This window comes from Pseudomonas alkylphenolica (assembly GCF_000746525.1).
Taxonomy (GTDB): domain Bacteria; phylum Pseudomonadota; class Gammaproteobacteria; order Pseudomonadales; family Pseudomonadaceae; genus Aquipseudomonas; species Aquipseudomonas alkylphenolica.
Window position 1 is genome coordinate 419,866 of the sequence record NZ_CP009048.1, and the last position, 21,354, is coordinate 441,219.

The window sequence follows — 21,354 nt, forward strand, 5'->3', positions numbered from 1 at the left end:
AGGGGAGGCCAGGCTGTTCGCGGACAGGCTGCAGCCTCCCTGATCGTTTCTGGATAAAGCATGAGAATTTTGATCATTGGCCCCAGCTGGGTGGGCGACATGGTAATGGCGCAAACCTTGTTCCATTGCCTGAAGCAGCAACATCCGGCGTGTGTGATCGACGTGCTGGCCCCCGAGTGGAGCCGGCCGATCCTCGAACGCATGCCTGAAGTGCGCCAGGCCTTGAGCTTTCCGCTCGGCCACGGCGCACTGGAACTGGCGACCCGGCGGCGCATCGGCAAGTCCCTGGCCGGTCAGTACGACCAGGCGATCCTGCTGCCCAACTCGCTGAAGTCGGCGTTGGTGCCGTTCTTTGCCGGTATCCCCAAGCGTACCGGCTGGCGCGGCGAGCTGCGTTTCGGCCTGCTCAACGATGTGCGCAAGCTGGACAAGGCGCGTTATCCGCTGATGATCGAGCGCTTCATGGCCCTGGCCTACCCGGCGGGTACCGAGCTGCCCAAGCCGTACCCGCGCCCGAGCCTGCAGATCGAGGCTGCCAGCCGCGATGCCGCCCTGGCCAAGTTCGGCCTGAGCCTGGACCGTCCGGTACTGGCCTTGTGTCCGGGCGCCGAGTTCGGCGAAGCCAAGCGCTGGCCGTCGGAGCATTACGCCAAAGTGGCCGAGACCAAGATCCGCGAAGGCTGGCAGGTCTGGCTGTTCGGTTCGAAGAACGATCACGCCGTGGGCGAGTCGATTCGCGACCGGCTGATTCCTGGCCTGCGTGAGGAAGCCAGCAATCTCAGTGGCGAAACTTCGCTGGCCGAAGCCATCGACCTGCTGTCGTGCAGCGATGCGGTGGTGTCCAACGATTCCGGGCTGATGCATGTCGCCGCTGCCCTCAACCGGCCGCTGGTGGCTGTTTACGGCTCGACCTCGCCGGGCTTCACTCCGCCGTTGGCCGATCAGGTCGAAGTGGTGCGCCTGGGCCTGGAATGCAGCCCCTGCTTCGACCGTACCTGCCGTTTCGGCCATTACAACTGCTTGCGTCAGCTCGAGCCCGAGGCAGTGGTGGCTGCGTTGCAGCGCCTCAATGGTCCGGGCCTGATCGATGTTCTGGCCGAGGTCGACTAAGTGCGGGTATTGCTGATCAAGACCTCTTCCCTGGGCGACGTGATTCACGCACTGCCGGCACTCACCGACGCGGCCCGGGCGATTCCCGGTATTCGCTTCGATTGGGTGGTCGAGGAAGGCTTTGCCGAGATCCCCAGCTGGCACCCGGCGGTGGACAAGGTGATTCCGGTGGCGATCCGCCGCTGGCGCAAGAACCTCTGGCAGACCTTCAAGAATGGCGAATGGCGCCAGTTCAAGCAGCGTTTGCACGAGACCAAGTATGACCTGGTGATCGATGCCCAGGGCCTGGTCAAATCCGCGTGGCTGACCCGCTACGTCAAGGCTCCGGTGGCCGGGCTCGATCGCTATTCGGCGCGCGAAGGCTTGGCCAGCCGCTTCTATGACCGGCGTTTTTCGGTGCAGCGTGGGCAACATGCGGTGGAACGGGTGCGTCAGCTGTTCGCCCTGGCCCTGGGCTACGACCTGCCGGCCGGTCTGGGCGACTACGGCCTGGACCTCAACCGCCTGCAGTTGCCAGCGGCCGCGCCGTTCGTGGTGTTTCTGCACGGTACGACCTGGGCGACCAAGCACTGGCCCGAGGCCTACTGGCGTCAGCTGGCCGAGCGCCTCGGCCAGCAGGGCCTGGAGGTGCGTCTGCCGTGGGGCAACCCGGCCGAGCAGGCGCGTGCCGAGCGCATCGCCAAGGGCTTGAATAACTGCCAGGTACTGCCCAAATTGAACCTGGCCGGTGTGGCTCGCGTGTTGGCGGCTGCCAAAGCCTGTGTGGCGGTGGATACCGGTCTTGGCCATCTGGCGGCAGCGCTGGATGTGCCGACCCTGTCGCTGTTCGGCCCGACCAACCCGGGGCTGACCGGTGCCTACGGCAAGTCTCAGGTCCACCTGGCCAGCGATCTTGCCTGCGCACCCTGCCTGCAGAAGAAATGTACCTATAAACCGAGCGCTGAAGACCAGCGCCGGTTCGATCTCAAACGCGAGTGGCCGCTGTGCTTCACTCGCCTGAATCCCGAGCGTGTGGCGAGCCAATTGCGCGCGTTGCTGCTGGCTGAGGATGTTCGTTAATGCAACTGGCTTTTGTGCTGTACAAATATTTCCCCTTCGGTGGCCTGCAGCGCGACTTCATGCGTATTGCCCTGGAGTGCCAGCGCCGTGGCCATCAGATCCGTGTCTACACGCTGATCTGGGAAGGCGATGTGCCGGAAGGCTTCGAAGTGCTGGTGGCGCCGGTCAAGGCGCTGTTCAACCATCGGCGCAATGAAAAGCTCAGTGCCTGGATGGAAGCCGACCTGGCCAAGCGTCCGGTCGACCGCCTGATCGGCTTCAACAAGATGCCGGGGCTGGATGTCTACTACGCCGCCGATGGCTGTTTCGAAGACAAGGCGCAGAACCTGCGTAACTCGCTGTACCGGCGCTGGGGCCGCTACCGGCACTTTGCCGAGTACGAGCGTGCGGTGTTTGCCAAGGACGCCAAGACCGAGGTCCTGATGATCTCGGAAGTCCAGCAACCGCTGTTCATCAAGCATTACGGCACCCCGCTGGAGCGTTTCCATCTGCTACCACCGGGTATTTCCCAGGACCGCCGGGCACCGGCCAATGCCGCCGAGATCCGCGCCGAATTTCGTCGCGAGTTCGACCTCAAGGACGACCAGTTGCTGATGGTGCAGATCGGCTCCGGGTTCAAGACCAAGGGCGTCGACCGCAGCCTCAAGGCCCTGGCGGCCTTGCCGTCGGCACTGCGCAAACGCACGCGGCTGATGGTCATCGGTCAGGATGATCCCAAGGTGTTCCAGCTGCAAAGCGCGGCCCTTGGCTTGACCGATCAGGTGCAGTTCCTCAAGGGCCGCAGTGATATCCCGCGTTTCCTGCTCGGTGCCGACCTGTTGATTCACCCGGCCTATAACGAAAACACCGGCACGGTGTTGCTCGAAGCGCTGGTTGCCGGCTTGCCGGTGCTGGTGTCAAAGGTCTGTGGCTATGCCCATTACATTGCCGAAGCCGACAGTGGCCTGGTGCTTGACGAGCCGTTCGAACAGGAGCAGCTCAACCAGTACCTACAACGCATGCTCGAAGACGATGCAGCCCGCGCCAGCTGGGCGCGCAACGGGCTGGCCTTCGCCGACAGCGCTGATCTCTACAGCATGCCCGAGCATGCCGCCGATGTGATCCTGGCCCCGGAGCGTAAATGAAACTGATACTGGCCGAGCCGTTCAAACGCCTGTGGGCCGGGCGCGATGCCTTTGATGCCGTGGAGGGCCTGCAGGGTCAGGTATACCGCGAGCTGGAAGGCCGTCGCACCCTGCGTACTGAAGTCGAAGGGCGTGGCTACTTCGTCAAGATCCACCGCGGCATTGGCTGGGGCGAGATCTTCAAGAACCTGTTCACTGCCAAGCTGCCGGTGCTCGGCGCTGGCCAGGAATGGCGGGCGATCCAGCGCCTGCATGAAGTCGGGGTGCCGACCATGACCGCCGTCGCTTACGGCGAACGTGGCAGCAATCCGGCCGGGCAGCATTCGTTCATCGTCACCGAAGAGCTGGCACCGACCATCAGCCTGGAAGACTTCAGTATCGACTGGGTCAAGCAGCCGCCGCTGCCGCGTCTCAAACATGCGCTGATTGCCGAAGTGGCGCGCATGACCGGGATGATGCACCGCGCCGGGGTCAATCACCGCGACTGCTACATCTGCCATTTCCTGCTGCACACCGATCGTGAAGTGACGGCTGATGATTTCAGGCTATCGGTGATCGACCTGCACCGTGCACAGACCCGCACCACCATCTCCCGACGCTGGCGTAACAAGGACCTGGCCGCGCTGTATTTTTCGGCGCTGGACATCGGCCTGACCACGCGCGACAAGCTGCGCTTCCTGCGTGGTTATTTCCAGCAACCACTGCGTCAGATCCTTGCTGAAGAGGCCGCGCTGCTGCGCTGGCTGGAAGGCAAGGCCCAGAAGCTCTACGAGCGTAAACAACGATACGGGGATGCGCTCTGATGGCGGGATGGACACTGGCGCCTGATTGCCAGGCACTGGCGGCGGATTTTGGCAGTATCGAGGCGGTCTTCGCCTTGCAGGGCGAGCGCCTGACGCACGATCCGTTGAGTGAGGTGATCCGCGTTCAGCGTGACGGCGTCAACTATTACGTCAAACGTTACATCGGTGCTGGAAAAGGCTTGCGCCGCTACCTGGGGCGTCCGCGGATCAAGGCCGAGTGGCAGAACCTCAAGCAGTTCGCCAAGTGGGATATTCCCACCGCCGAAGTCGTGGCCTGGGGCCTGGAGCGCAACGGTCTGGCCTTTGGCCGCGGGGCGATGATCACCCGTGAGCTGCCGCGCACCGAAGACCTGTCGGCGCTGGCCGAGCGCAAGGATCAACGTCTGGCCGACCGCGGCTGGGTCGACCACGTCAGCCGTCAACTGGCCCGGCATACGCGGATCATGCATGACCACCACTTCACCCATAACGACCTGAAGTGGCGCAACCTGCTGGTCGATGACCAGGCCCGGCTATTCTTGATCGATTGCCCGACCGGCGACTTCTGGTGGGGCTTCATGCTGCGCTACCGGATCACCAAAGACCTGGCATGCCTGGACAAAGTGGCCAAGTATCACCTGTCGGCCACCCAGCGTTTGCGCTTTTACCTGCAGTATCGTGGACGCGAGCGCCTGAATGCGGCGGACAAGCGCCGGATCCGGCATGTCGTGACGTTTTTCGAGGGACGCGAATGAATGACTTTCTCGCCAGTGCCGAGACGGCACTGCTTGAGCGCCATGGCCTGAACGGTTTCGACCAGCTCTGGGCACTGCAACTCGACGCGGTGGATGAGCCCAATACCGGTCGCGGCGGCTGGAGCAGCGTCTTTCGCCTGGAGCTGGAGGGTAAGGGCTACTACCTCAAGCGCCAGAGCGATTACCTGACCCGTACCTTGCACCGGCCCTTCGGCGAGCCGACCTTCGCCCGTGAGTTTCGCAATATCAGCCGCTATCAGAAGCTGGGGATTCCCGCGCTGCAGGCGGTCTACTACGGTGAGCGCACAGTCGACGGCGAACGCCGGGCGATCCTGATGACCCGTGCCCTCGACGACTGGGACGATCTGGACGGCTTGCTCGGGCAATGGCCGATGCTGGAGATCGGCCAGCGCCAGGACATCCTGCGCGCCTGTGGCCTGCTGGCGCGTACCCTGCACGCCGCCGGCCAGGTGCATGGCTGCTTCTATCCCAAGCACATCTTCCTGCGCGAGCGCAGCGATGGCTGGCTGGCGCAATTGATCGACCTGGAGAAAACCCGGCCGCTGTTGCTGGGCATGCGTGACCGGCTCAAGGACCTTGAGCCGCTGTTGCGCCGTGCCCCGGTCTGGAGCGAAGCTGAAGTGCGGGTGATGCTGTCATCCTACCTGGAACAGCCTGCCGACAGCATGCTGGTCGATACCTGGCTGCAGCGCCTGACGCGCCGCCGCCGTGCGAAAGAGGCTCGTTGATGCGTTTGTCCGAACTCAAGGATGCCGGGCGACACCCGGACCTGCCCCTGAACATCAGCCTGGCCGACGCCGCTGGCAATGCCGAGCTGCAACTGCTCAGCCTGCTGCGGGTGTTGCCCGGGCAACGTTATGTCGGCGCTGGCGTCTGGCGTGGCAAGCCGGTGCTGGCAAAGTTGCTGGTGGGCAGCAGTGCTTCCCGGCATTTCCAGCGTGAGCTTGAAGGTGCGCGCCTGTTGGCGGCACAAGGCCTGACCACACCACTGTTGCTTGCCGATGGCTTGCGCGAAGGCGAGGGTGGCTGGTTACTGTTCGAATTCCTCGAAGATGCGCAGAGCCTGGCCGATGCCTGGGCAGCGGTCGAAGCCTTGCCGCCGCTGGCCGATGAGCAGCAGCTGGTGCTGGGTGAAGCGCTGGCGGCAGTCGGGCAGATGCATGCCAAGGGCTTGTGGCAGGAAGACCTGCACCTGGACAACCTGTTGCGCCATGGCGGCCAGCTGTACCTGATCGATGGTGCTGGGATCAAAGCCGAAACCCTTGGCAAACCTCTTTCTCGCCCGCAAGTGTTGCAGAACCTGGGTGTTCTCTTCGCGCAACTGCCCAAGCGTCTGGAGCCGTTCATCGAAGAACTGCTAGTGCATTATCTGCTGGCCAACGCCGAGCACGCCCTGCCGCTGGAAGCCTTGCAGAAGCAGATCGACAAGGTGCGCAACTGGCGTCTGAAGGATTACCTGGAGAAGGCCGGGCGCGAGTGCACGTTGTTCAGCGTCGAGCGCGGTCTCTCTGGCTTGCGTTCGATCCGCCGCAACGAGCTGGCGGCCATGCTGCCGGTGCTGGAGCAGGCCGATGCGCTGATCGACCAGGGTCACCTGTACAAGACCGGTGGTGCCGCCAGTGTCGCGCGCATTGACGTGAACGGCCGGCCATTGGTCCTCAAACGCTACAACATCAAGAACACCGCGCACTGGTTCAAGCGTTTCTGGCGCCCGAGCCGGGCCTGGCACTCGTGGATCGAAGGGCATCGCCTGGAGTTTCTCGGCATTGCCACGCCACGGCCGCTGGCGGTGCTGGAGCAGCGGGTCATTGGCCTGCGCAGTCGCGCCTATCTGGTGACCGAGTATGCCGACGGGCCGGACCTGATCGAATGTTTTGCGCCTTACGTCGACAGTGGCGAGGTGCCCGAGGCGCAGTTGCAGGCGTTGCAAGCGCTGTTGAAGCAGCTGATCCATGAGCGCATCAGCCATGGCGACATGAAGGGCCACAACCTGTTCTGGCAGGACGGTCAGTGGTCGCTGATCGACCTGGACGCCATGTGCCAGCACGCCACCCAGCTCAGTTTCGCCCCGGCCTTCGCCCGTGACCGGGCGCGGCTGTTGCGTAACTGGCCGAGTGGCAGTGCCCTGCACAAGCGGCTGGATGAGTGCTTGCCGAAGCTGACTGACTGACCGGTGGGAGCGGGCTTCTGTGGGAGCGGGCTTGCCCCGCGAAAGCGGTCTAGCAGCCACATCGCATCGCGGGGCAAGCCCGCTCCCACCGGCACCCACTACTGGTAGCCAGCGGGCAACGCCAGCCAGTCGCTGCTGCGGCCGGTCTGGCGGACCCTGATGCGCCAACTGCCCTGGTGCCAGCGCAGTACCGCCCAGGCAACAACCGTGGCGCGCTGGGCGTCGGGAATAATCAGGTGAAAGTGCTTGTCCAGCAGGTGCCGACGCAGAGGCAGCTGCCTGGAGCCGGCCTGCAGGTACAGCTGGCCGTCGTCCTCATACACTCCATGGCCGCCGTCGACAGCTTGGCCATCAAGCGGGTCTGCCAGGCGACAGTCATCCAGCAAGCGTTTCAGGTCCGGCAGCCCTTCGTTCCAGATCACCGGTGAATCGATAACCCAGTCACCGTTCTCGCGACGCTTGAGCGGGAGTTGAAGGTAGGCGTCCGGTTCTTCGGGATCGAGCACATGCCAACGCTGGCCATCGAAGCTGACCTTGTAATAGTGCCCCTGGTTATCCTTCACGTAGTACTGGGAGAGCCCTTCAAAGGCAGAAGCTTTTTCGTACACGCCTTCGCCATAGATACCATCGATACGGTAGCGCAGCGTGCTGGTTTCGGGGCTGACCTGAAAACGGCCTGGCACCGGCAGCGGTGGTCGCTTGGGTATGCCGCGGATGGCTCGGCGCATGAAGCCTGTACCAACGTAGCTGGTGGCCGCGTCATTGGCGTGACTAAGGGCGTTGTAGAGGTGCCTGAGAACGCCTTCCCGGTCCTCTTGCCTATAAGCTTCGAAGCCATCCCAGACCTCAAGCGCCAGGCGGCCTGTGGACAGTGCCAGCATGGCGCGATTGGGGAGTACCAGACTGATCAGGTCGACGATCAGCCAGGCTGCATCGATGACCGACTGCACGTTGACCTCGGCGGTCGTTCGACTGCTGGTGCTGACCGCCGCGAGCAGGCCGCGTACCTCAGCCATGTAGTAAGCGAAGAACAGATCACCTGAGATGGCTGGCTGGGTGAAATAAGGGCCCAGTCGACCTTTGGTCAGCAGTCGCTCGGTAATGGCCGGATCGAGTTGTGGCAGACGTTGGGTAATGTACTGGCGTAGCGGCGGGCTGGTGCGTACGGCGCGTAACAACGCACGGACGCTGCTGTATTCGCGCCAGGATCGCCTGTCCGGTGCGTCCGGGGTGTACAGGACAAAGGAGGGAATGCTCTGTTCTTGAGCATTGATCAACAGTACGCCTTGCAGGGTATGTCCCTTGATCAGCAATTGCCGAACCTGAATCGAGTGGCCTTCCACTTGGCGGCTGTTGCCATTGTCAGGGGCGTCGAGTACGGCAGTCACCCAACGGTACCCACGTTCCAGCCGATCCTCGGCGAAATGCCCGGCATAGCGGGCTTTGGCCGCTTCGGCGCGCATCCGGGCACGGTTGATCCGGGCGTGCGCCTGCGTGCGCCAACGCCCGGCGCGTGAATCGATCAATTGGGTATAGAGAAACTCGGCGTAGCTCCCGCCGACGTTCAGATCGCGGATGAGTGTCTTCACATAGGCGGGGGAGAGCTCGGCGGGAAGCTCCGCTCTTTGCGCATGAGAAATCCTCGCCGTGAGCCAGTAGTCGAAATCGAACCAGGGCAGATTGTTCAACGCCAATAGGTCTAACGGAAAGGTTTGGGTGATCATCTCCACGAGTTCGTCGCCGACGTGGACTACGCCTTGCCAGGTGACATGACTCGATGGGTTCAGCGGGTTCAGATGGGGCCCGGTCTGGCGCCCGCGGGTGATGCTGACCCTGATCTGTTCAGGCGCAAGCGTTACGCCCAGATCGTGGCGAATGCGTGTTTGCAGGCGCTCACGGGTCCATGCCAGCAAGCTGTGTTGCTGCTGAAACCGGGTGAGGGTGAGGATGCCGGGTGCGGCCGCTTCTTCCGTGGCCAGCACCAGTTCTTGCAAGGTCTGCATGATGTGGCTAAGCCCCTGGGCGCTGGTCTTGCGCAGCCATGCGGGCAAGTGTTTCTCCAGCAGCAAGGAATAGCGGGTTTGCAGTGCAGCCTGAGCGCCACAGTCTTCCTTCAGGCTCATTGCTTTGTCGAGCCGGGCCCGGAGGTTGCCCTGTTGCTCTTGCAGCCAGGCGTTGCTCAGGCGCTGTCGCTGGGTGTCGAGCAAACGCTCGATCTGTTCTTCGAGCAGATCATAGGCGTACCAGTCATAGCGCAGCCGTTCGGCATGACGCGCGCGTTCGGCATCCTCCTGGTTGCTGAAGAGATGGAGCAGGGGTTTGCTTTGCTGTGGATCGTCCAGGCGCTCGCACAGTTCGGCGTGTAGCTCGGCAAGCGTGGCATAGGCTTCGATGCCATGGGACAAGCTGCATAGCAACGCCCGGCCACTGGTCTCTCCCGGGTTGAGCAGGGTGCCTTCCGGGGTGCCTGCAATGATCACCAGGGTGCCATGCAGGTAGCTGCGCCAGCTCGGTTGGCTGCTCTCCAGCAGCGGCCGATAAACCTGTGGGCGCTGCTGCTGTGGTAGATGCCGGCGTTGCCAGGACTGAGGAAGCTCCAGGCAGGTACGCATCTGCCAGGCCTGGTCGGCGCTCAAGGTCTGGTCGGCCACGCGCAGGTCCACTTCAGCGAGCATCTGATCGCGGCGCAGGGTGATCAGTTGCTGCTTGCGCGTGACACCTTCTGGATTGGCGCTCGACCAGAAACTCGCCAGTGCGCCATGAAGACGCTGGCGCGCACCTTGGTTGCCATTCAGGAGTTGTTGCTCTGGGGATGGAAGGTCGTTGAGCAGCTCGGCGATCTGCTGATCGACGGCTTCGATGCGTTCAAGGGGGGTCATGGTCCAGCTCCTGCAGAAAAGGAGCTGGCCATGCTAGGAGCGCGTAGTCAGGCGCAGTCGGTACACTGTTATGACACTGAGGTGCGGGGTCGCCAGAACCCACGCAGACCCAACACCGCGGGAATGCCCAGGCCAACCCAGGCCAGAGCATCCCACCAGCCATCGCCAAGCAGCGCGGCGAACAGCCCGGCTGCACCCGACAGGCCAATGACCAGCGGCCAGGCAAAGACCCTGCGGGTTGATTGCGATCGGTGGCTCATGCTGCCACCTCCTGCACCCGCGGACGCCGTTGTTTGCCCCACCACAGGTACAATCCGCTGCCCAGCACGATGATGGTCAGTACATCGAGCAGCGCCCAGAGGATCTGCATCGGCCGGCCACCGTAGTCACCAAAGTGCAGCGGCTGCGACAGTCCCATCGCGTCCATGTACCAGGGGCGATCGCCAACCGCGGTCACCGCCAGGGTCGATGCATCGATCAGTACCGGAGTCAGCAGGTGTGCAGTCAGGTGCGTACCTCCTTTCATGAACACCGCGTAATGATGCTCGCTGGAGAAGCGCGTGCCCGGAAACGCGATAAAGTCCGGCACCATCCCCGGCGCGGCTTCGGCGGCGATGTCCAGCACCCGGCTGACCGGTGCCAGTTGCGTCAACGGCGGGGCGTCACGGTAAGGCGCCACCATCGCGCTCAAACTGTCGTTGCGCCATGCCGCGATGACCAGGTCCGACAGGGCACTGATCACCCCGGTCACGCCAACCACCAGGGCCCAGGTCAGGGTGACGATGCCGATCAGGTTGTGCAGATCGAGCCAGCGCAAGCGCGGCGACTTTTCATGGCGCACCGTGGCGAACTTCAGGCGGCGCATGAACGGCGCATAGAGCACCGTGCCGGAGATGATCGCGACGACGAACAGCACGCCCATGAACGCCAGCAGCAGCTTGCCGGGCAGGCCGGCAAACATGTCTACATGCAGACGCAGCATGGTCATCATGAAGCCGCCATTGGCCGACGGCATTTCCACCGCTTCACCGGTGCGGGCATCGAGCATGAAGGTATGCGACGAGTTCGGCTCGGTACCGGCGGTGGCCGCCATGATCGCGATCACGCCATTACTGTCGTCCTCATCCCAGCCGAAGTACTGCATGACCTCGCCCGGGCGATGCGCCTGGGCTTTGAGGACCAGTTGCTGCAGGTCCAGTTTCGGCGTGTCGGCGGGCATCTCCTGCAGTTGCGGAGCATCGCCCAGCAAGTGGTCGATCTCGTGGTGAAAGATCAGCGGCAGGCCGGTCACTGCCAGCATCAGCAGGAACAGGGTGCAGATCAGGCTGGTCCAGGTGTGGACAAAGGACCAGCGGCGTATGGTCTGGCTTTTCATTAACGCCCTTAGAACTTGTAATTCACGCTGGCAACCACGTTGCGCTCGTCACCGTAGTAGCACCAGTAGCCATCGCAGTTGGCCAGGTAGTCCTTGTCGAACAGGTTCTTGGCTTCGACCGCTACGGTCATGCCTTTGAGGGTGTTGATCTTGCGGCCCAGGTCGTAATGGACCGAGGCATCGTAGACGGTGTAGGAGCCAACGTGGGCCAGATCGGTGTTGGCGGTGTTGCCATAGTTGTCGCCGACGTAGCGCACGCCACCGCCGATGCCAAAGCCGTCAAGCGGGCCGTTGTACCAGGTGTAGTCAGCCCACAGGGTCGCCTGGTTACGCGGGATCAGGGCCATGCGATTGCCTTGCTCGTTGGCCGCGCCCTTGAGGATTTCAGTGTCGGTGTAGCTGTAGGAACCGATCAGCTTGAGGTTGTCGGTTACCTGGGTCGTCGCTTCCAGTTCAAGACCGCGGACCTGCAGTTCGCCTACCTGGCGGGTCAGGTTACCTTCGGCAACTTTGACATTCTCCTGGCGCAGGTCGTAGACCGCGGCGGTGTAAAGGTTCTTGCTGCCTACCGGTTGATACTTCACGCCCACTTCATACTGGCGCCCTTCGGTCGGCTTGAACGACTGAGTGGCCGAGACCGCTGCGCCGGTGGTCGGCTGGAACGACTCGGTATAGGAAATGTACGGGGTCACGCCATTGTCGAAGACATAGCTCAGGCCGACGTTGCCGGTGAAGGCCGTGTCGCGTTCGGTGCTGGTGGCGTCGCCGAGGTTGTGGAAGGTGGTGCCGGTGTGTACCCAGTCTTCACGACCACCCAACGTCAGGCGCCAGTTGTCCAGGGCAATCTGGTCCTGGACGTAGAGGCCGGTCTGGCGGGTCTTCTGGTTGTAGTCGTACATGGTGAAGTACTGGACGTTGGAGAAGTCCTGGCCATACGGAGGCTTGATCACGTTGCCTGGCGGCACGCTGTCGCTCAGGCCGTAGTCCCATCGATAGTTGGTGTTTGAGCGCTGATGGTCGAGGCCGATCAACAGGGTGTGGCTCAAGGCTCCGGTCTGGAAGTCGGCCTGGAAGTTGTTATCCACGGCGAACTGGCTGATGTCTTCGTTGACGATGCCGGTTTCCCGCGGAACCGTGCCGTCTGCCTCGACAAAGCCGTTGTTCATGGTCGCGACGTTGATGCCCTGGAACGACAGATCGCTCTTGGTGTAGCGCAGGTTCTGGCGGAACTGCCAGACATCGTTCAAGCGATGCTCGAAGGCGTAACCGAGCGCGTAGTAGGTGCGGTCGTAGAATTCCCAGTCCGGATCGCCGAGGTTCTTGTGGTGGGAGATATCGCCGGCCGGCGAGTCCAGCTTGGTGCCTTGTATCGGCAGGAACTGCCCGGAGATGCCGGTATCGTCGCGGGTGAACTGGGTGATGAAGGTCAGGCTGGTGTCTTCATTCATGTTCCAGGTCAGGCTGGGCGCAAGGTTGTAGCGCTTGTCCGGAACATGGTCGGTTGGCGAGCCACTGTCGCGCACCACACCGCTGACGCGGTAGAGGAACTGGCCCTCGTCGTCGATCCTGCCGGTGCTGTCGAAGTTGATCTGGCGGTGGTTGTTGCTGCCAGTCTGCGCTTCGATCTCGTGGGCACTTTCAGCCTGCGGGCGACGGCTGACCATGTCGAGCATGCCGCCTGGCGGGGTCTGGCCGTAGACGGACGAAGCCGGACCACGCAGCACAGCGATACGCTCAAGGTTCCATGGTTCGACCTTGGGGTTGGCGAACGAGCCTTTTGGCAGCGGCAAGCCATCAAGGAACTGGGTTGGATCGAAGCCGCGGACTCGCAGCCAGTCGGCGCGGGGGTCGGAGGCGTAGCCGCTGCTCTGCACGCCTGCGGTGTAGCGCAGGGCGTCGTTGAGGTTGAGGACCTGGCGATCGTCCAGTTGCTCACGGGTGATGACCGTCATCGAGCGCGGGATTTCGACGATCGGGGTGTCGGTCTTGGTACCTGCAGCGCTGCGGGTAGCGGTGAAACCGGTGGCCGGGCCCCAGGCACTTTCATAATCGCCGGTGGCGTTGATGCTGGTTTCCGGCAGCGCCAGGCTACCTTCGGGCGTCGCGACCAGGCTGTAGGTGCCCGCGCTGCTTTGCTGCAGTTGCAGACCGGTGCCCCGCAATGCCGCCTGCAAGGCGCCCACGCCGCTGTACTCGCCGCTGACCGGTGCCGAGGTGCGACCGTTGGCCAGGCTCGGGTCGAGGGTCAGGGCGATGCCGGCCTGGCTGGCGATCTGGTTCAGGGTGCTCGACAGCGGTGCGGCAGGCAGGTTGTAACTGTGCAGGCCGGATTGCTCGGCGGCCACCAGCGAGCTGCTCACCACGGGGGCGGACAGGGCAATGGCGATGGCCAGCAAGCTGGGGCGCAGGAAGGTTTGGAAAACGCGGGACATGCAGCAACTCCTCGACGAATACGTGCTAACTAGCTTCCTTGCCGAGTGAGAGGGGAAAAGTGATAGGGCTTAGTGAAAATAATTTAGATTTTGATTGCAGCTTGGGTTGCAGGCACAGGCCATCGCGGGGCAAGCCCGCTCCCACATGCCCGCGATCAGGGTCTTAAGGTCGCGCCACCACCGTCACCCACCACGGGGTGTGCTGCTCGATCTGTACCGGCAAGGTCGGCAGCAATGAGGTCAGCGCCAGGTTGGTATCGTTCAGCGGGAAGCTGCCGGTAATGCGCAGGTTGGCCACCTCCGGCGCAACCCCCAGGTAGCCGCTGCGGTAACGGCCAAGCTCGTCGATCAACTCGCTCAGAGGCACGTTGTCGACCACCAGCATGCCGCGGGTCCAGGCGTCGGCACCGACGTTGAGGCCGGCAATCTGCCCGAGCCGGTCATGACTCATCAGCACCTGCTGCCCTTCATGCAGAATCTGTTCGTCGCCACTGTCCTGCGGCCTGGCCGCCACGGCCGACTGCAACACGCTCAGGCGGGTACCCTGATCTTCCACTTTGACCAGGAAGCGTGTGCCCAGCGCACGCATGCGCCCGTCTTCGGTAGCGACGATGAAGGGACGATCATCCTTGTGTCCGGTCTCGATGGAAACCTCGCCCTCATGCAGGACAATCAGGCGTTCCTTTTCATCGAAGCGGATGTCCACCGCCGAATGGGTGTTGAGGCTGATCAGGGTGCCGTCGGCCAGGCGCAGGCTGCGTTGCTCGCCGGTGCCGGTGCGCTGATCGGCGAGCCAGTAACCGACTGACTGATAGGCGCTGACCCAGCTCAGCAAGCCAACCACCAGCACCAGGCTGGCGACGCCACTGCCAATCTTGCGTACGCGCTGACGCAGGCTGGCGCGCGACTGCAGCAAAGCCTGGCGCGCAGGCCCGGCGGCGGCACTGAAGCGCTGCTCGAGCATGCCCAGTTGCATCCAGGCGCGGGCATGCTCTTCATTGGCGGCATGCCAGCGGGCGAATTCGGCACGTTCGTCGGCAGTGCCGCTGCCTGAATCCAGGCACAGCTGCCAGGCGATGGCGGCATCAAGCACGCGGGCGCTGACCGGCTTGCCGTTCATGTCGGCTCGCCGTACAGGGCGATGTAGCACTGGCGCATGCTCTGGGCCAGGTACTGGCGCACGCGGGATACGGAAACACCCAGGCGTTCGGCAATCTGCGCATGGTTCAGGCCGTCCAGACGGTTGTAGAGAAACGCCGCGCGGGCTTTGCTCGACAACTTGCCCAGCAGGCGATCAATGGCCTTGAGGTCTTCGAGAATCAGGTGTTGTTCTTCCGGGGACGGTTGTTCGGCTTCGGGGATCAGCATCAGCTCGGCCAGATAGGCCTGCTCGAGTGCCGCGCGGCGAAAATGATCGAACAGCAGGCCCCTGGCGATGGCCAGGAGAAAGGCTCGGGGTTCACGCGGTGGCGGCAACTGGTCGCGACCCAGCAGGCGCACGAAGGTGTCCTGGCTGAGGTCTTCGGCACGCTCGGCGCAGGCGATATTACGCCGTAGCCAACCGAGTAGCCAACTGCGATGGTCGCGGTAGAGCGTACCGACCAGCTCACTGTGTGGGCTTTGTACGGACGACAAGGCGTTCCCCGAAAAAGATGCGTTAACTAACGAGAATTATTCGCGATTGTTGCAGAATCTTCTTGTGGAACGCAATTGACGCTTATCGGATGGCGCTAGAAGCCGTGACTTTGTTGCTTTCGCCGCCGCCAGCGCTGCAGGTGCTGGTCCAGCTGCGCCGGGCTGTCCAGGTGCTGGCGCCGGGCCTGGCTGAAGAGGATCAGGGCCAGCTCGGCCGTGACCATGGCATCGGCGCTGGCGTTGTGCCGTTCGATCGCCTCGAGGCCGAAACAGGCCGTCCAGTCGTCCAGCCCGGCTTCGCGCAGGGTGATCTGCGGGTTCAGCAGCGGCGCCAGTTCGGCCACGTCGAAGAACGGGTGCTGCAGACGATAGCCCAGGTGGTCTTTCAGGGCGCGGCTGAGCATGCGCTGGTCGAAGGGCGCATGAAAGGCCAGTACCGGGCTGTTGCCAATGAAGGTCATCAGGTCGAGCAACGCCTCGGCAGGATCGCAGCCGGCAGCGATGGCGCTGGGCCCCAGGCCATGGATCAGGACGCTGGAGGTCAGCTTGTGATCGCGTTGGTACAGGGTGCGTTCGAACTGCTGGCTGAAGTCGATGGCGCCGTCTTCGATGACCACTGCGCCAATCGACAGGACCTGGTCGCGCTGGGTATTCAGGCCGCTGGTTTCCAGGTCCAGTACCACCCAGCGCTGGCTGCGCAGCGAGTCTTCGCTGAGTGTGGCGGCGGGTGCCAGCTGTGCTGCCCGTTGGCGTATGTGTTCGTTGATCTGTCGGGGCCGCAGCCAGGTGAACAGGCTCACAGCTGATACCTCAGGGCCAGGCTGCTCTGCAGGCGTTGGGCCTGGCGCAGGGACTCGCGCAGGATGCGTCTGTCGAGATGGTTGAGGCTGTCCGGGTCGACGCGGTTGGAGTACGGCAGGTGCTGGCGGCTTTGTAACTGGTGTTGCTGCATGCGGGTTTGCTGGATGAAGTGGTAGGCCTCTTCATAGGCGGCGCCGTCGAGCGGGTCGATGACCTCGCGGGTCACCAGCTCGCGCAGGCGTTCCAGGGTGTTGTTGGCGCTGATGCCATTGGCCAGCGCCAGCAACCGCGCGCCGTCGACGAACGGCGTCAGGCCCTGGACCTTGAGGTCCAGTGTGGCGGCCTTGTCATTGCCCTGACGGGTCAACACGAACTCGCGGAAGCGCCCGACCGGTGGTCGCTGGCGCAAGGCATTGCCGGCCATCATGCGCTGGAACAGGCGGTTATCCGCGACCTGCTCAAGAATGCTTTGGCGCAGTTGTTCGCAGGCGCTTTCGTCACCCCAGACCACCCGCAGGTCGAAATAGATGCTCGAGGCCAGCAGGTTCTCCGGTGTGGCTTCGCGGATAAAGGCGGCGAAGCGTCGCGCCCATTCGGCACGCGACAGGCACAGCTCGGGGTTACCGGCCATGATGTTGCCCTTGCACAGGGTAAAGCCGCATTGCGCCAGGCCCTGGTTGATGTGTTGTGCCAGCGCCAGCAGACGGCCACGGATTTCGGCAGCGTGGGCGGCATCGCGGGCCTCGAACAGAATGCCGTTGTCCTGGTCGGTGTGCAGGGTCTGTTCGCGCCGGCCTTCACTGCCAAAGCACAGCCAGCTGAACGGCACACCCGGATCGCCTTTGTCTTCGATTGCCAGCTCGATCACCCGGCACACGGTGTGATCGTTGAGCAGGGTAATGATCTGGGTTATCTGTGTTGAAGACGCACCATGGGCCAGCATGCGTTCGACCAGCTGGCCGATCTCGCCGCGCAGCGACACCAGGCTTTCGATCCGCGTGGCATGGCGGATGGTCCGCGCCAGGTGGACCAGGTCGACACGTTGCAGGGAGAACAGGTCGCGCTCGGAGACCACCCCGCACAAGCGCTGGTCCTCGACTAGGCAGACGTGGGCGATGTGCCGTTCTGTCATGGCAATGGCTGCGTCGAAAGCGCTGGCCTGGGGGCTCAGGTAGAACGGATTGTGGGTCATATGGCCGGCGATCGGCTGGGCAAAATCGCCGCTGGCGTCGGCCACCACCTGGCGCAGGTCGCGCAGGGTGAAGATTCCCAGCGGAAAGCGCTGCTCATCGACGATTACGATGCTGCCGACCTGTTGCTCGTGCATCAGGGCCACGGCCTCACGCAGCGGCGTGTGGCGTTCGCAGACCACCGGGTGACGCATGGCCAGCTCACCCAGACGGGTGTTGAGTGAGTATTGCGTGCCGAGGGTTTCTACCGCGCGACGCTGGACCTGTTGGTTGACCTGGTCGAGCAGGCTGCTGACGCCGCGCAGGGCAAAGTCGCGAAACACGTCGGAGAGGGCGAACAGACGAATGAATGCCGCCTTGTTCAGCTGCAGGCAGAAGGTGTCTTCACCGGCCAGATGTTCAGTGCGGGTCGCGCGCTCGCCGAGCAGGGCGGCCAGGGGAAAGCACTCGCCGCTGGTGATCTCGAACGTGGTTTCGGTGCCGGGGCGGGTGACGTGCTGGCGTTCGCCGATCACTCGGCCCTGTTTGACGATGTAGAAGTGCTCGACCGGCCCGTCGCTGGGCTTGATGATGCTGTCGTTGGCCGCATAGAAACGCAGCTGACACTGCTCGACGAGAAACGCCAGGTGGGCGTTCTCCATCTGGTTGAAGGGGGGGAAGCGTTGCAGGAACTGCAGGGTCCCCTGGATGTTCTGCAGTACTGCAGTTTTTCCGGCCTGGGAGAAGGCGTCCATTTTGCTCATGAGCATTACCGCGTCTTTGTGTCGACCTTGTAGATATCGACCTTGTTGTTTTCGACCCTCATGGTCGGCTGCAGGGTGCCCAGTGCCCATTGGACGTAAGTCTAAATGGGGCGACGGGCAGGGTGAGAAACGCGACGGGTGTCAAATTGTCGACGAGAGACGGGTTGCAAGGCGATCAAAAGCGGTCTGAACTTGATTCGAGGGACATTTTGCGAGTCATTGATGATGAGACAGCCATGCCCGACCAAGAAGACATACTGAGTGATGCCGAACGTGAAGCACTGGCAACGGTTACGGCGCCGCGGGCTACGCCACAGAAGGTATTGATCGTCGATGACAACAAGCTGGCTCGCGAAGCGTTGGCCAGTTACCTGAAAACCAAGGGTATCAAGTGCGTGATGGCGGAAAATGCCGAGCGGGCCTTGGCGTGCCTGAAAGGCAAGCAGAATATCGGTTTGTTGATTACCGATCTGCGTATGGGGCCGTTCGATGGCCTGGAGCTGATCCGGCAGATTCGCGAATCGGACAAAGCGGCGTTGCCGATCATCATCGTGTCCGGTGATGCCGACGTGCCAGACGCCATAGCGGCGATGCATTTGAGTGTTGTCGACTTTTTGCTCAAGCCGATCGATGTGGACAAGTTGATGGGGTTGGTGCGCAGGGAGTTGGGAATTGCTTGAAGCTGATCGCGGGTCAAGCCCGCTCCCACAAAACCTGTGGGAGCGGGCTTGACCCGCGACGGGCTATTTACAGACCGTTCCTGGCCTTGAACTCACGACGACGGCGATGTAGCACCGGCTCGGTGTAGCCGTTCGGCTGCTTGGTGCCTTCTACCACCAGCTCGACCGCCGCCTGGAAGGCGATGTTGTTGTCGAAGTCCGGTGCCAGTGGGCGGTACAGCGGGTCGTTGGCGTTCTGCTTGTCGACCACCGGCGCCATGCGCTTGAGGCTTTCCAGTACCTGAGCCTCGGTGACGATACCGTGGCGCAGCCAGTTGGCCAGCAACTGCGCAGAAATACGCAGAGTGGCGCGGTCTTCCATCAGGCCGACATCATTGATGTCCGGTACTTTCGAGCAACCCACGCCCTGGTCGATCCAGCGTACAACGTAGCCGAGGATGCCCTGGGCGTTGTTGTCTAACTCGTTGCGGATCTCTTCGTCCGACCAGTTGGTGTCAGGTGCCAGCGGGATGGTCAGGATGTCATCCACCGATGCCGGTGCACGCTTGGCCAGTTCCGCCTGACGGGCGAACACGTCGACTTTGTGGTAGTGCAGCGCGTGCAGCGCGGCGGCGGTCGGCGACGGTACCCAGGCGGTGTTGGCACCGGCCAGCGGGTGAGCGATCTTCTGCTCGAGCATGTCGGCCATCAGGTCCGGCATGGCCCACATGCCTTTACCGATCTGGGCGCGGCCTTGCAGACCGGTGGCCAGGCCGATATCGACGTTGGAGTTCTCGTAGGCACCGATCCACTTCTGGGTCTTCATGGCGCCCTTGCGCACTACAGCGCCAGCTTCCATGGAGGTGTGGATTTCGTCGCCGGTACGGTCGAGGAAGCCGGTGTTGATGAACACCACACGTTCCTTGGCCGCTTCGATACAGGCTTTGAGGTTGACCGTGGTACGGCGTTCCTCGTCCATGATGCCGACCTTCAGCGTATTACGCTTCATGCCCAGCACGTCTTCGATGCGACCGAACAGCTCGTTGGTGAACGCCGCTTCTTCCGGGCCGTGCATCTTTGGTTTGACGATGTACACGGAGCCGGTGCGGCTGTTCTTGCGGCTGGTGTTGCCGTTGAGGTTGTGGATCGCGGCAAGGTTGGTGACCAGACCGTCGAGGATGCCCTCGGGTACTTCGTTGCCGTCCTTGTCGAGGATGGCGTCGATGGTCATCAGGTGACCGACGTTACGCACGAACAGCAGCGAGCGACCGTGCAGAGTAACGGTGCCACCGTTCGGCGCGCTGTATTCGCGGTCCGGGTTCATGGTCCGGGTGAAGGACTGGCCGCCTTTGCTGACGCTTTCCGCGAGGTCGCCCTTCATCAGGCCGAGCCAGTTGCGGTAGATCACTACCTTGTCATCGGCATCGACTGCGGCAACCGAGTCTTCGCAGTCCATGATGGTGGTCAGGGCGGCTTCCATCAGCACGTCCTTGACCCCGGCAGCGTCGGTCTGGCCGACCGGCGTGCTGGCATCGACCTGGATTTCGAAATGCAGGCCGTTGTGCTTGAGCAGAATCGCGGTCGGCGCCGAGGCGTCGCCGTGGTAGCCGATCAGTTGGGCGTCATCGCGCAGGCCGCTGTTGCTGCCACCTTTGAGGGCAACCACGAGCTTGCCGCCTTCGATGCGATAAGCGGTGGAGTCGACATGCGAGCCGGCGGCCAGCGGCGCGGACTCGTCGAGGAAGGCGCGGGCGAAGGCAATCACCTTGTCGCCGCGAACCTTGTTGTAGCCTTTGCCTTTTTCCGCGCCACCGGCTTCGCTGATCGCGTCGGTGCCGTACAGGGCATCGTACAGCGAGCCCCAGCGGGCGTTGGAGGCGTTCAGGGCGAAGCGCGCATTCATCACTGGCACAACCAGTTGCGGGCCAGCCATACGGGCAATTTCGTCGTCGACGTTCTGGGTCGAGGCCTGGAAGTCTGCAGCTTCTGGCAGCAGATAACCGATGCCCTGGAGGAAGACTTTGTAAGCCACGGCATCGTGAGCCTGGCCTTTACGCGCCTGGTGCCAGGCATCGATCTGTGCCTGCAGCGCGTCACGTTTGGCCAGCAGTGCTTTGTTCTTTGGAGCGAGGTCGTTGATGATCTTTTCTGCCCCCACCCAGAACTGCTCGGCGTTGACGCCAGTTCCGGGAATGGCTTCGTTGTTCACGAAGTCGAACAGGACTTTGGCGACCTGAAGGCCACCGACTTGAACGTGTTCAGTCATTGCTTGCCTCACTCTGCTCAGCTATTGCTCTTCTATTTAGGCCTTGCGCGCTTCTCTAAACACGGCACCAGAACATGCCCGATGGGCGGCTGGGTGCTGCCTGCCAGACAGGCTGGCGAGCGGTTGCGTATTTTCACAGGCGCCTTGGCAGACATCGATTCGACGTTTTGTAGTCCGCGCTGCGGCATACTACATGATGCGCTGCGGTTGTGAAAATCAGACTAAATACGTCGTTCTGCGACCATTTTGTCGCAGAGGGTCACGCTGGGAATCAGTATGTTCTCAAAAAAGTGGCAGATTGTTCCAGATAAATCTTGAAACAGTACACGATTTGTCTTCAGCGGCTGCTGCGG

General features: G+C 62.6%; 17 protein-coding genes. 8 read left to right on the forward strand and 9 right to left on the reverse strand.

The annotated features are described in order from the left end of the window. Window positions 1-60 precede the first annotated feature (60 nt). The 7 genes from waaF to PSAKL28_RS01955 are packed head-to-tail and all read left to right on the forward strand — an operon-like array spanning window position 61 to window position 7,021. Complete coding sequence (gene waaF / locus PSAKL28_RS01925; protein ID WP_038605901.1) at window positions 61-1,110, forward strand: lipopolysaccharide heptosyltransferase II; 1,050 nt, start codon at window positions 61-63, stop codon at window positions 1,108-1,110. Next, complete coding sequence (gene waaC, locus PSAKL28_RS01930) at window positions 1,111-2,169, forward strand: lipopolysaccharide heptosyltransferase I (RefSeq protein WP_038605903.1); 1,059 nt, start codon at window positions 1,111-1,113, stop codon at window positions 2,167-2,169. Then, on the forward strand, window positions 2,169-3,293 hold the full coding sequence (locus PSAKL28_RS01935) for a glycosyltransferase family 4 protein (protein ID WP_038605906.1): 1,125 nt from the start codon (window positions 2,169-2,171) through the stop codon (window positions 3,291-3,293). Before waaC ends, PSAKL28_RS01935 begins: the two co-directional genes overlap by 1 nt. Then, a complete protein-coding gene (gene rfaP, locus PSAKL28_RS01940; protein WP_038605909.1) occupies window positions 3,290-4,096 on the forward strand; it encodes a lipopolysaccharide core heptose(I) kinase RfaP in 807 nt (268 codons plus the stop codon). The genes PSAKL28_RS01935 and rfaP overlap by 4 nt, the downstream gene beginning before the upstream one ends. Further along, on the forward strand, window positions 4,096-4,830 hold the full coding sequence (locus PSAKL28_RS01945) for a lipopolysaccharide kinase InaA family protein (protein WP_038605910.1): 735 nt from the start codon (window positions 4,096-4,098) through the stop codon (window positions 4,828-4,830). Before rfaP ends, PSAKL28_RS01945 begins: the two co-directional genes overlap by 1 nt. Further along, the gene (locus tag PSAKL28_RS01950; RefSeq protein WP_038605912.1) at window positions 4,827-5,579 is read left to right on the forward strand and encodes a lipopolysaccharide kinase InaA family protein; all 753 of its coding nucleotides are present in this window, start codon (window positions 4,827-4,829) and stop codon (window positions 5,577-5,579) included. Before PSAKL28_RS01945 ends, PSAKL28_RS01950 begins: the two co-directional genes overlap by 4 nt. Continuing rightward, a complete protein-coding gene (locus tag PSAKL28_RS01955) occupies window positions 5,579-7,021 on the forward strand; it encodes a lipopolysaccharide kinase InaA family protein (protein ID WP_038605914.1) in 1,443 nt (480 codons plus the stop codon). The genes PSAKL28_RS01950 and PSAKL28_RS01955 overlap by 1 nt, the downstream gene beginning before the upstream one ends. Before the next feature lie 98 nt (window positions 7,022-7,119). Here PSAKL28_RS01955 and PSAKL28_RS01960 read toward each other — a convergent pair whose 3' ends face one another. The 8 genes from PSAKL28_RS01960 to PSAKL28_RS01995 form a co-directional block, all read right to left on the reverse strand. Beyond that, on the reverse strand, window positions 7,120-9,900 hold the full coding sequence (locus PSAKL28_RS01960) for a dermonecrotic toxin domain-containing protein (RefSeq protein WP_038605915.1): 2,781 nt from the start codon (window positions 9,898-9,900) through the stop codon (window positions 7,120-7,122). A gap of 68 nt (window positions 9,901-9,968) precedes the next feature. Continuing rightward, on the reverse strand, window positions 9,969-10,160 hold the full coding sequence (locus PSAKL28_RS01965) for a hypothetical protein (RefSeq protein WP_038605917.1): 192 nt from the start codon (window positions 10,158-10,160) through the stop codon (window positions 9,969-9,971). Beyond that, complete coding sequence (locus PSAKL28_RS01970) at window positions 10,157-11,275, reverse strand: PepSY-associated TM helix domain-containing protein (RefSeq protein ID WP_038605919.1); 1,119 nt, start codon at window positions 11,273-11,275, stop codon at window positions 10,157-10,159. Before PSAKL28_RS01970 ends, PSAKL28_RS01965 begins: the two co-directional genes overlap by 4 nt. 8 nt (window positions 11,276-11,283) lie before the next feature. Continuing rightward, complete coding sequence (locus PSAKL28_RS01975) at window positions 11,284-13,707, reverse strand: TonB-dependent siderophore receptor (protein WP_038605921.1); 2,424 nt, start codon at window positions 13,705-13,707, stop codon at window positions 11,284-11,286. A gap of 163 nt (window positions 13,708-13,870) precedes the next feature. After that, on the reverse strand, window positions 13,871-14,827 hold the full coding sequence (locus tag PSAKL28_RS01980; RefSeq protein WP_038605924.1) for a FecR domain-containing protein: 957 nt from the start codon (window positions 14,825-14,827) through the stop codon (window positions 13,871-13,873). Next, window positions 14,824-15,342: an RNA polymerase sigma factor gene (locus PSAKL28_RS01985; protein WP_038605927.1), complete on the reverse strand. Its 519-nt coding sequence runs from the start codon at window positions 15,340-15,342 to the stop codon at window positions 14,824-14,826. Before PSAKL28_RS01985 ends, PSAKL28_RS01980 begins: the two co-directional genes overlap by 4 nt. A gap of 95 nt (window positions 15,343-15,437) precedes the next feature. Then, window positions 15,438-16,142: a 3'-5' exonuclease gene (locus PSAKL28_RS01990; RefSeq protein WP_038605930.1), complete on the reverse strand. Its 705-nt coding sequence runs from the start codon at window positions 16,140-16,142 to the stop codon at window positions 15,438-15,440. Beyond that, window positions 16,139-18,076 carry a DUF294 nucleotidyltransferase-like domain-containing protein gene (locus PSAKL28_RS01995; RefSeq protein WP_038616187.1) on the reverse strand — a complete coding sequence of 646 codons (1,938 nt, stop codon included), beginning with the start codon at window positions 18,074-18,076 and terminating at the stop codon, window positions 16,139-16,141. The genes PSAKL28_RS01990 and PSAKL28_RS01995 overlap by 4 nt, the downstream gene beginning before the upstream one ends. Before the next feature lie 236 nt (window positions 18,077-18,312). Here PSAKL28_RS01995 and PSAKL28_RS02000 point away from each other — a divergent pair, with 236 nt between their 5' ends. Continuing rightward, window positions 18,313-18,756 (forward strand): response regulator, encoded by a 444-nt coding sequence (locus tag PSAKL28_RS02000; protein ID WP_038605932.1) that lies wholly within the window; start codon window positions 18,313-18,315, stop codon window positions 18,754-18,756. Window positions 18,757-18,823: 67 nt separating this feature from the next. Here PSAKL28_RS02000 and PSAKL28_RS02005 read toward each other — a convergent pair whose 3' ends face one another. After that, window positions 18,824-21,001, reverse strand: a complete 2,178-nt coding sequence (locus PSAKL28_RS02005; protein ID WP_038605935.1) for a malate synthase G — start codon at window positions 20,999-21,001, stop codon at window positions 18,824-18,826. Between the last annotated feature and the right edge of the window lie 353 nt (window positions 21,002-21,354).

Bases quoted from the DNA above. Each gene is read 5' to 3' on its own strand.
- waaF (WP_038605901.1), top strand. From the start codon at position 61: ATGAGAATTTTGATCATTGGCCCCAGCTGGGTGGGCGACATGGTAATG.
- PSAKL28_RS01935 (WP_038605906.1), top strand. From the start codon at position 2,169: ATGCAACTGGCTTTTGTGCTGTACAAATATTTCCCCTTCGGTGGCCTG.
- rfaP (WP_038605909.1), top strand. From the start codon at position 3,290: ATGAAACTGATACTGGCCGAGCCGTTCAAACGCCTGTGGGCCGGGCGC.
- PSAKL28_RS01945 (WP_038605910.1), top strand. From the start codon at position 4,096: ATGGCGGGATGGACACTGGCGCCTGATTGCCAGGCACTGGCGGCGGAT.
- PSAKL28_RS01950 (WP_038605912.1), top strand. From the start codon at position 4,827: ATGAATGACTTTCTCGCCAGTGCCGAGACGGCACTGCTTGAGCGCCAT.
- PSAKL28_RS01955 (WP_038605914.1), top strand. From the start codon at position 5,579: ATGCGTTTGTCCGAACTCAAGGATGCCGGGCGACACCCGGACCTGCCC.
- PSAKL28_RS01960 (WP_038605915.1), bottom strand. From the start codon at position 9,900: ATGACCCCCCTTGAACGCATCGAAGCCGTCGATCAGCAGATCGCCGAG.
- PSAKL28_RS01965 (WP_038605917.1), bottom strand. From the start codon at position 10,160: ATGAGCCACCGATCGCAATCAACCCGCAGGGTCTTTGCCTGGCCGCTG.
- PSAKL28_RS01970 (WP_038605919.1), bottom strand. From the start codon at position 11,275: ATGAAAAGCCAGACCATACGCCGCTGGTCCTTTGTCCACACCTGGACC.
- PSAKL28_RS01975 (WP_038605921.1), bottom strand. From the start codon at position 13,707: ATGTCCCGCGTTTTCCAAACCTTCCTGCGCCCCAGCTTGCTGGCCATC.
- PSAKL28_RS01980 (WP_038605924.1), bottom strand. From the start codon at position 14,827: ATGAACGGCAAGCCGGTCAGCGCCCGCGTGCTTGATGCCGCCATCGCC.
- PSAKL28_RS01995 (WP_038616187.1), bottom strand. From the start codon at position 18,076: ATGAGCAAAATGGACGCCTTCTCCCAGGCCGGAAAAACTGCAGTACTG.
- PSAKL28_RS02000 (WP_038605932.1), top strand. From the start codon at position 18,313: ATGCCCGACCAAGAAGACATACTGAGTGATGCCGAACGTGAAGCACTG.
- PSAKL28_RS02005 (WP_038605935.1), bottom strand. From the start codon at position 21,001: ATGACTGAACACGTTCAAGTCGGTGGCCTTCAGGTCGCCAAAGTCCTG.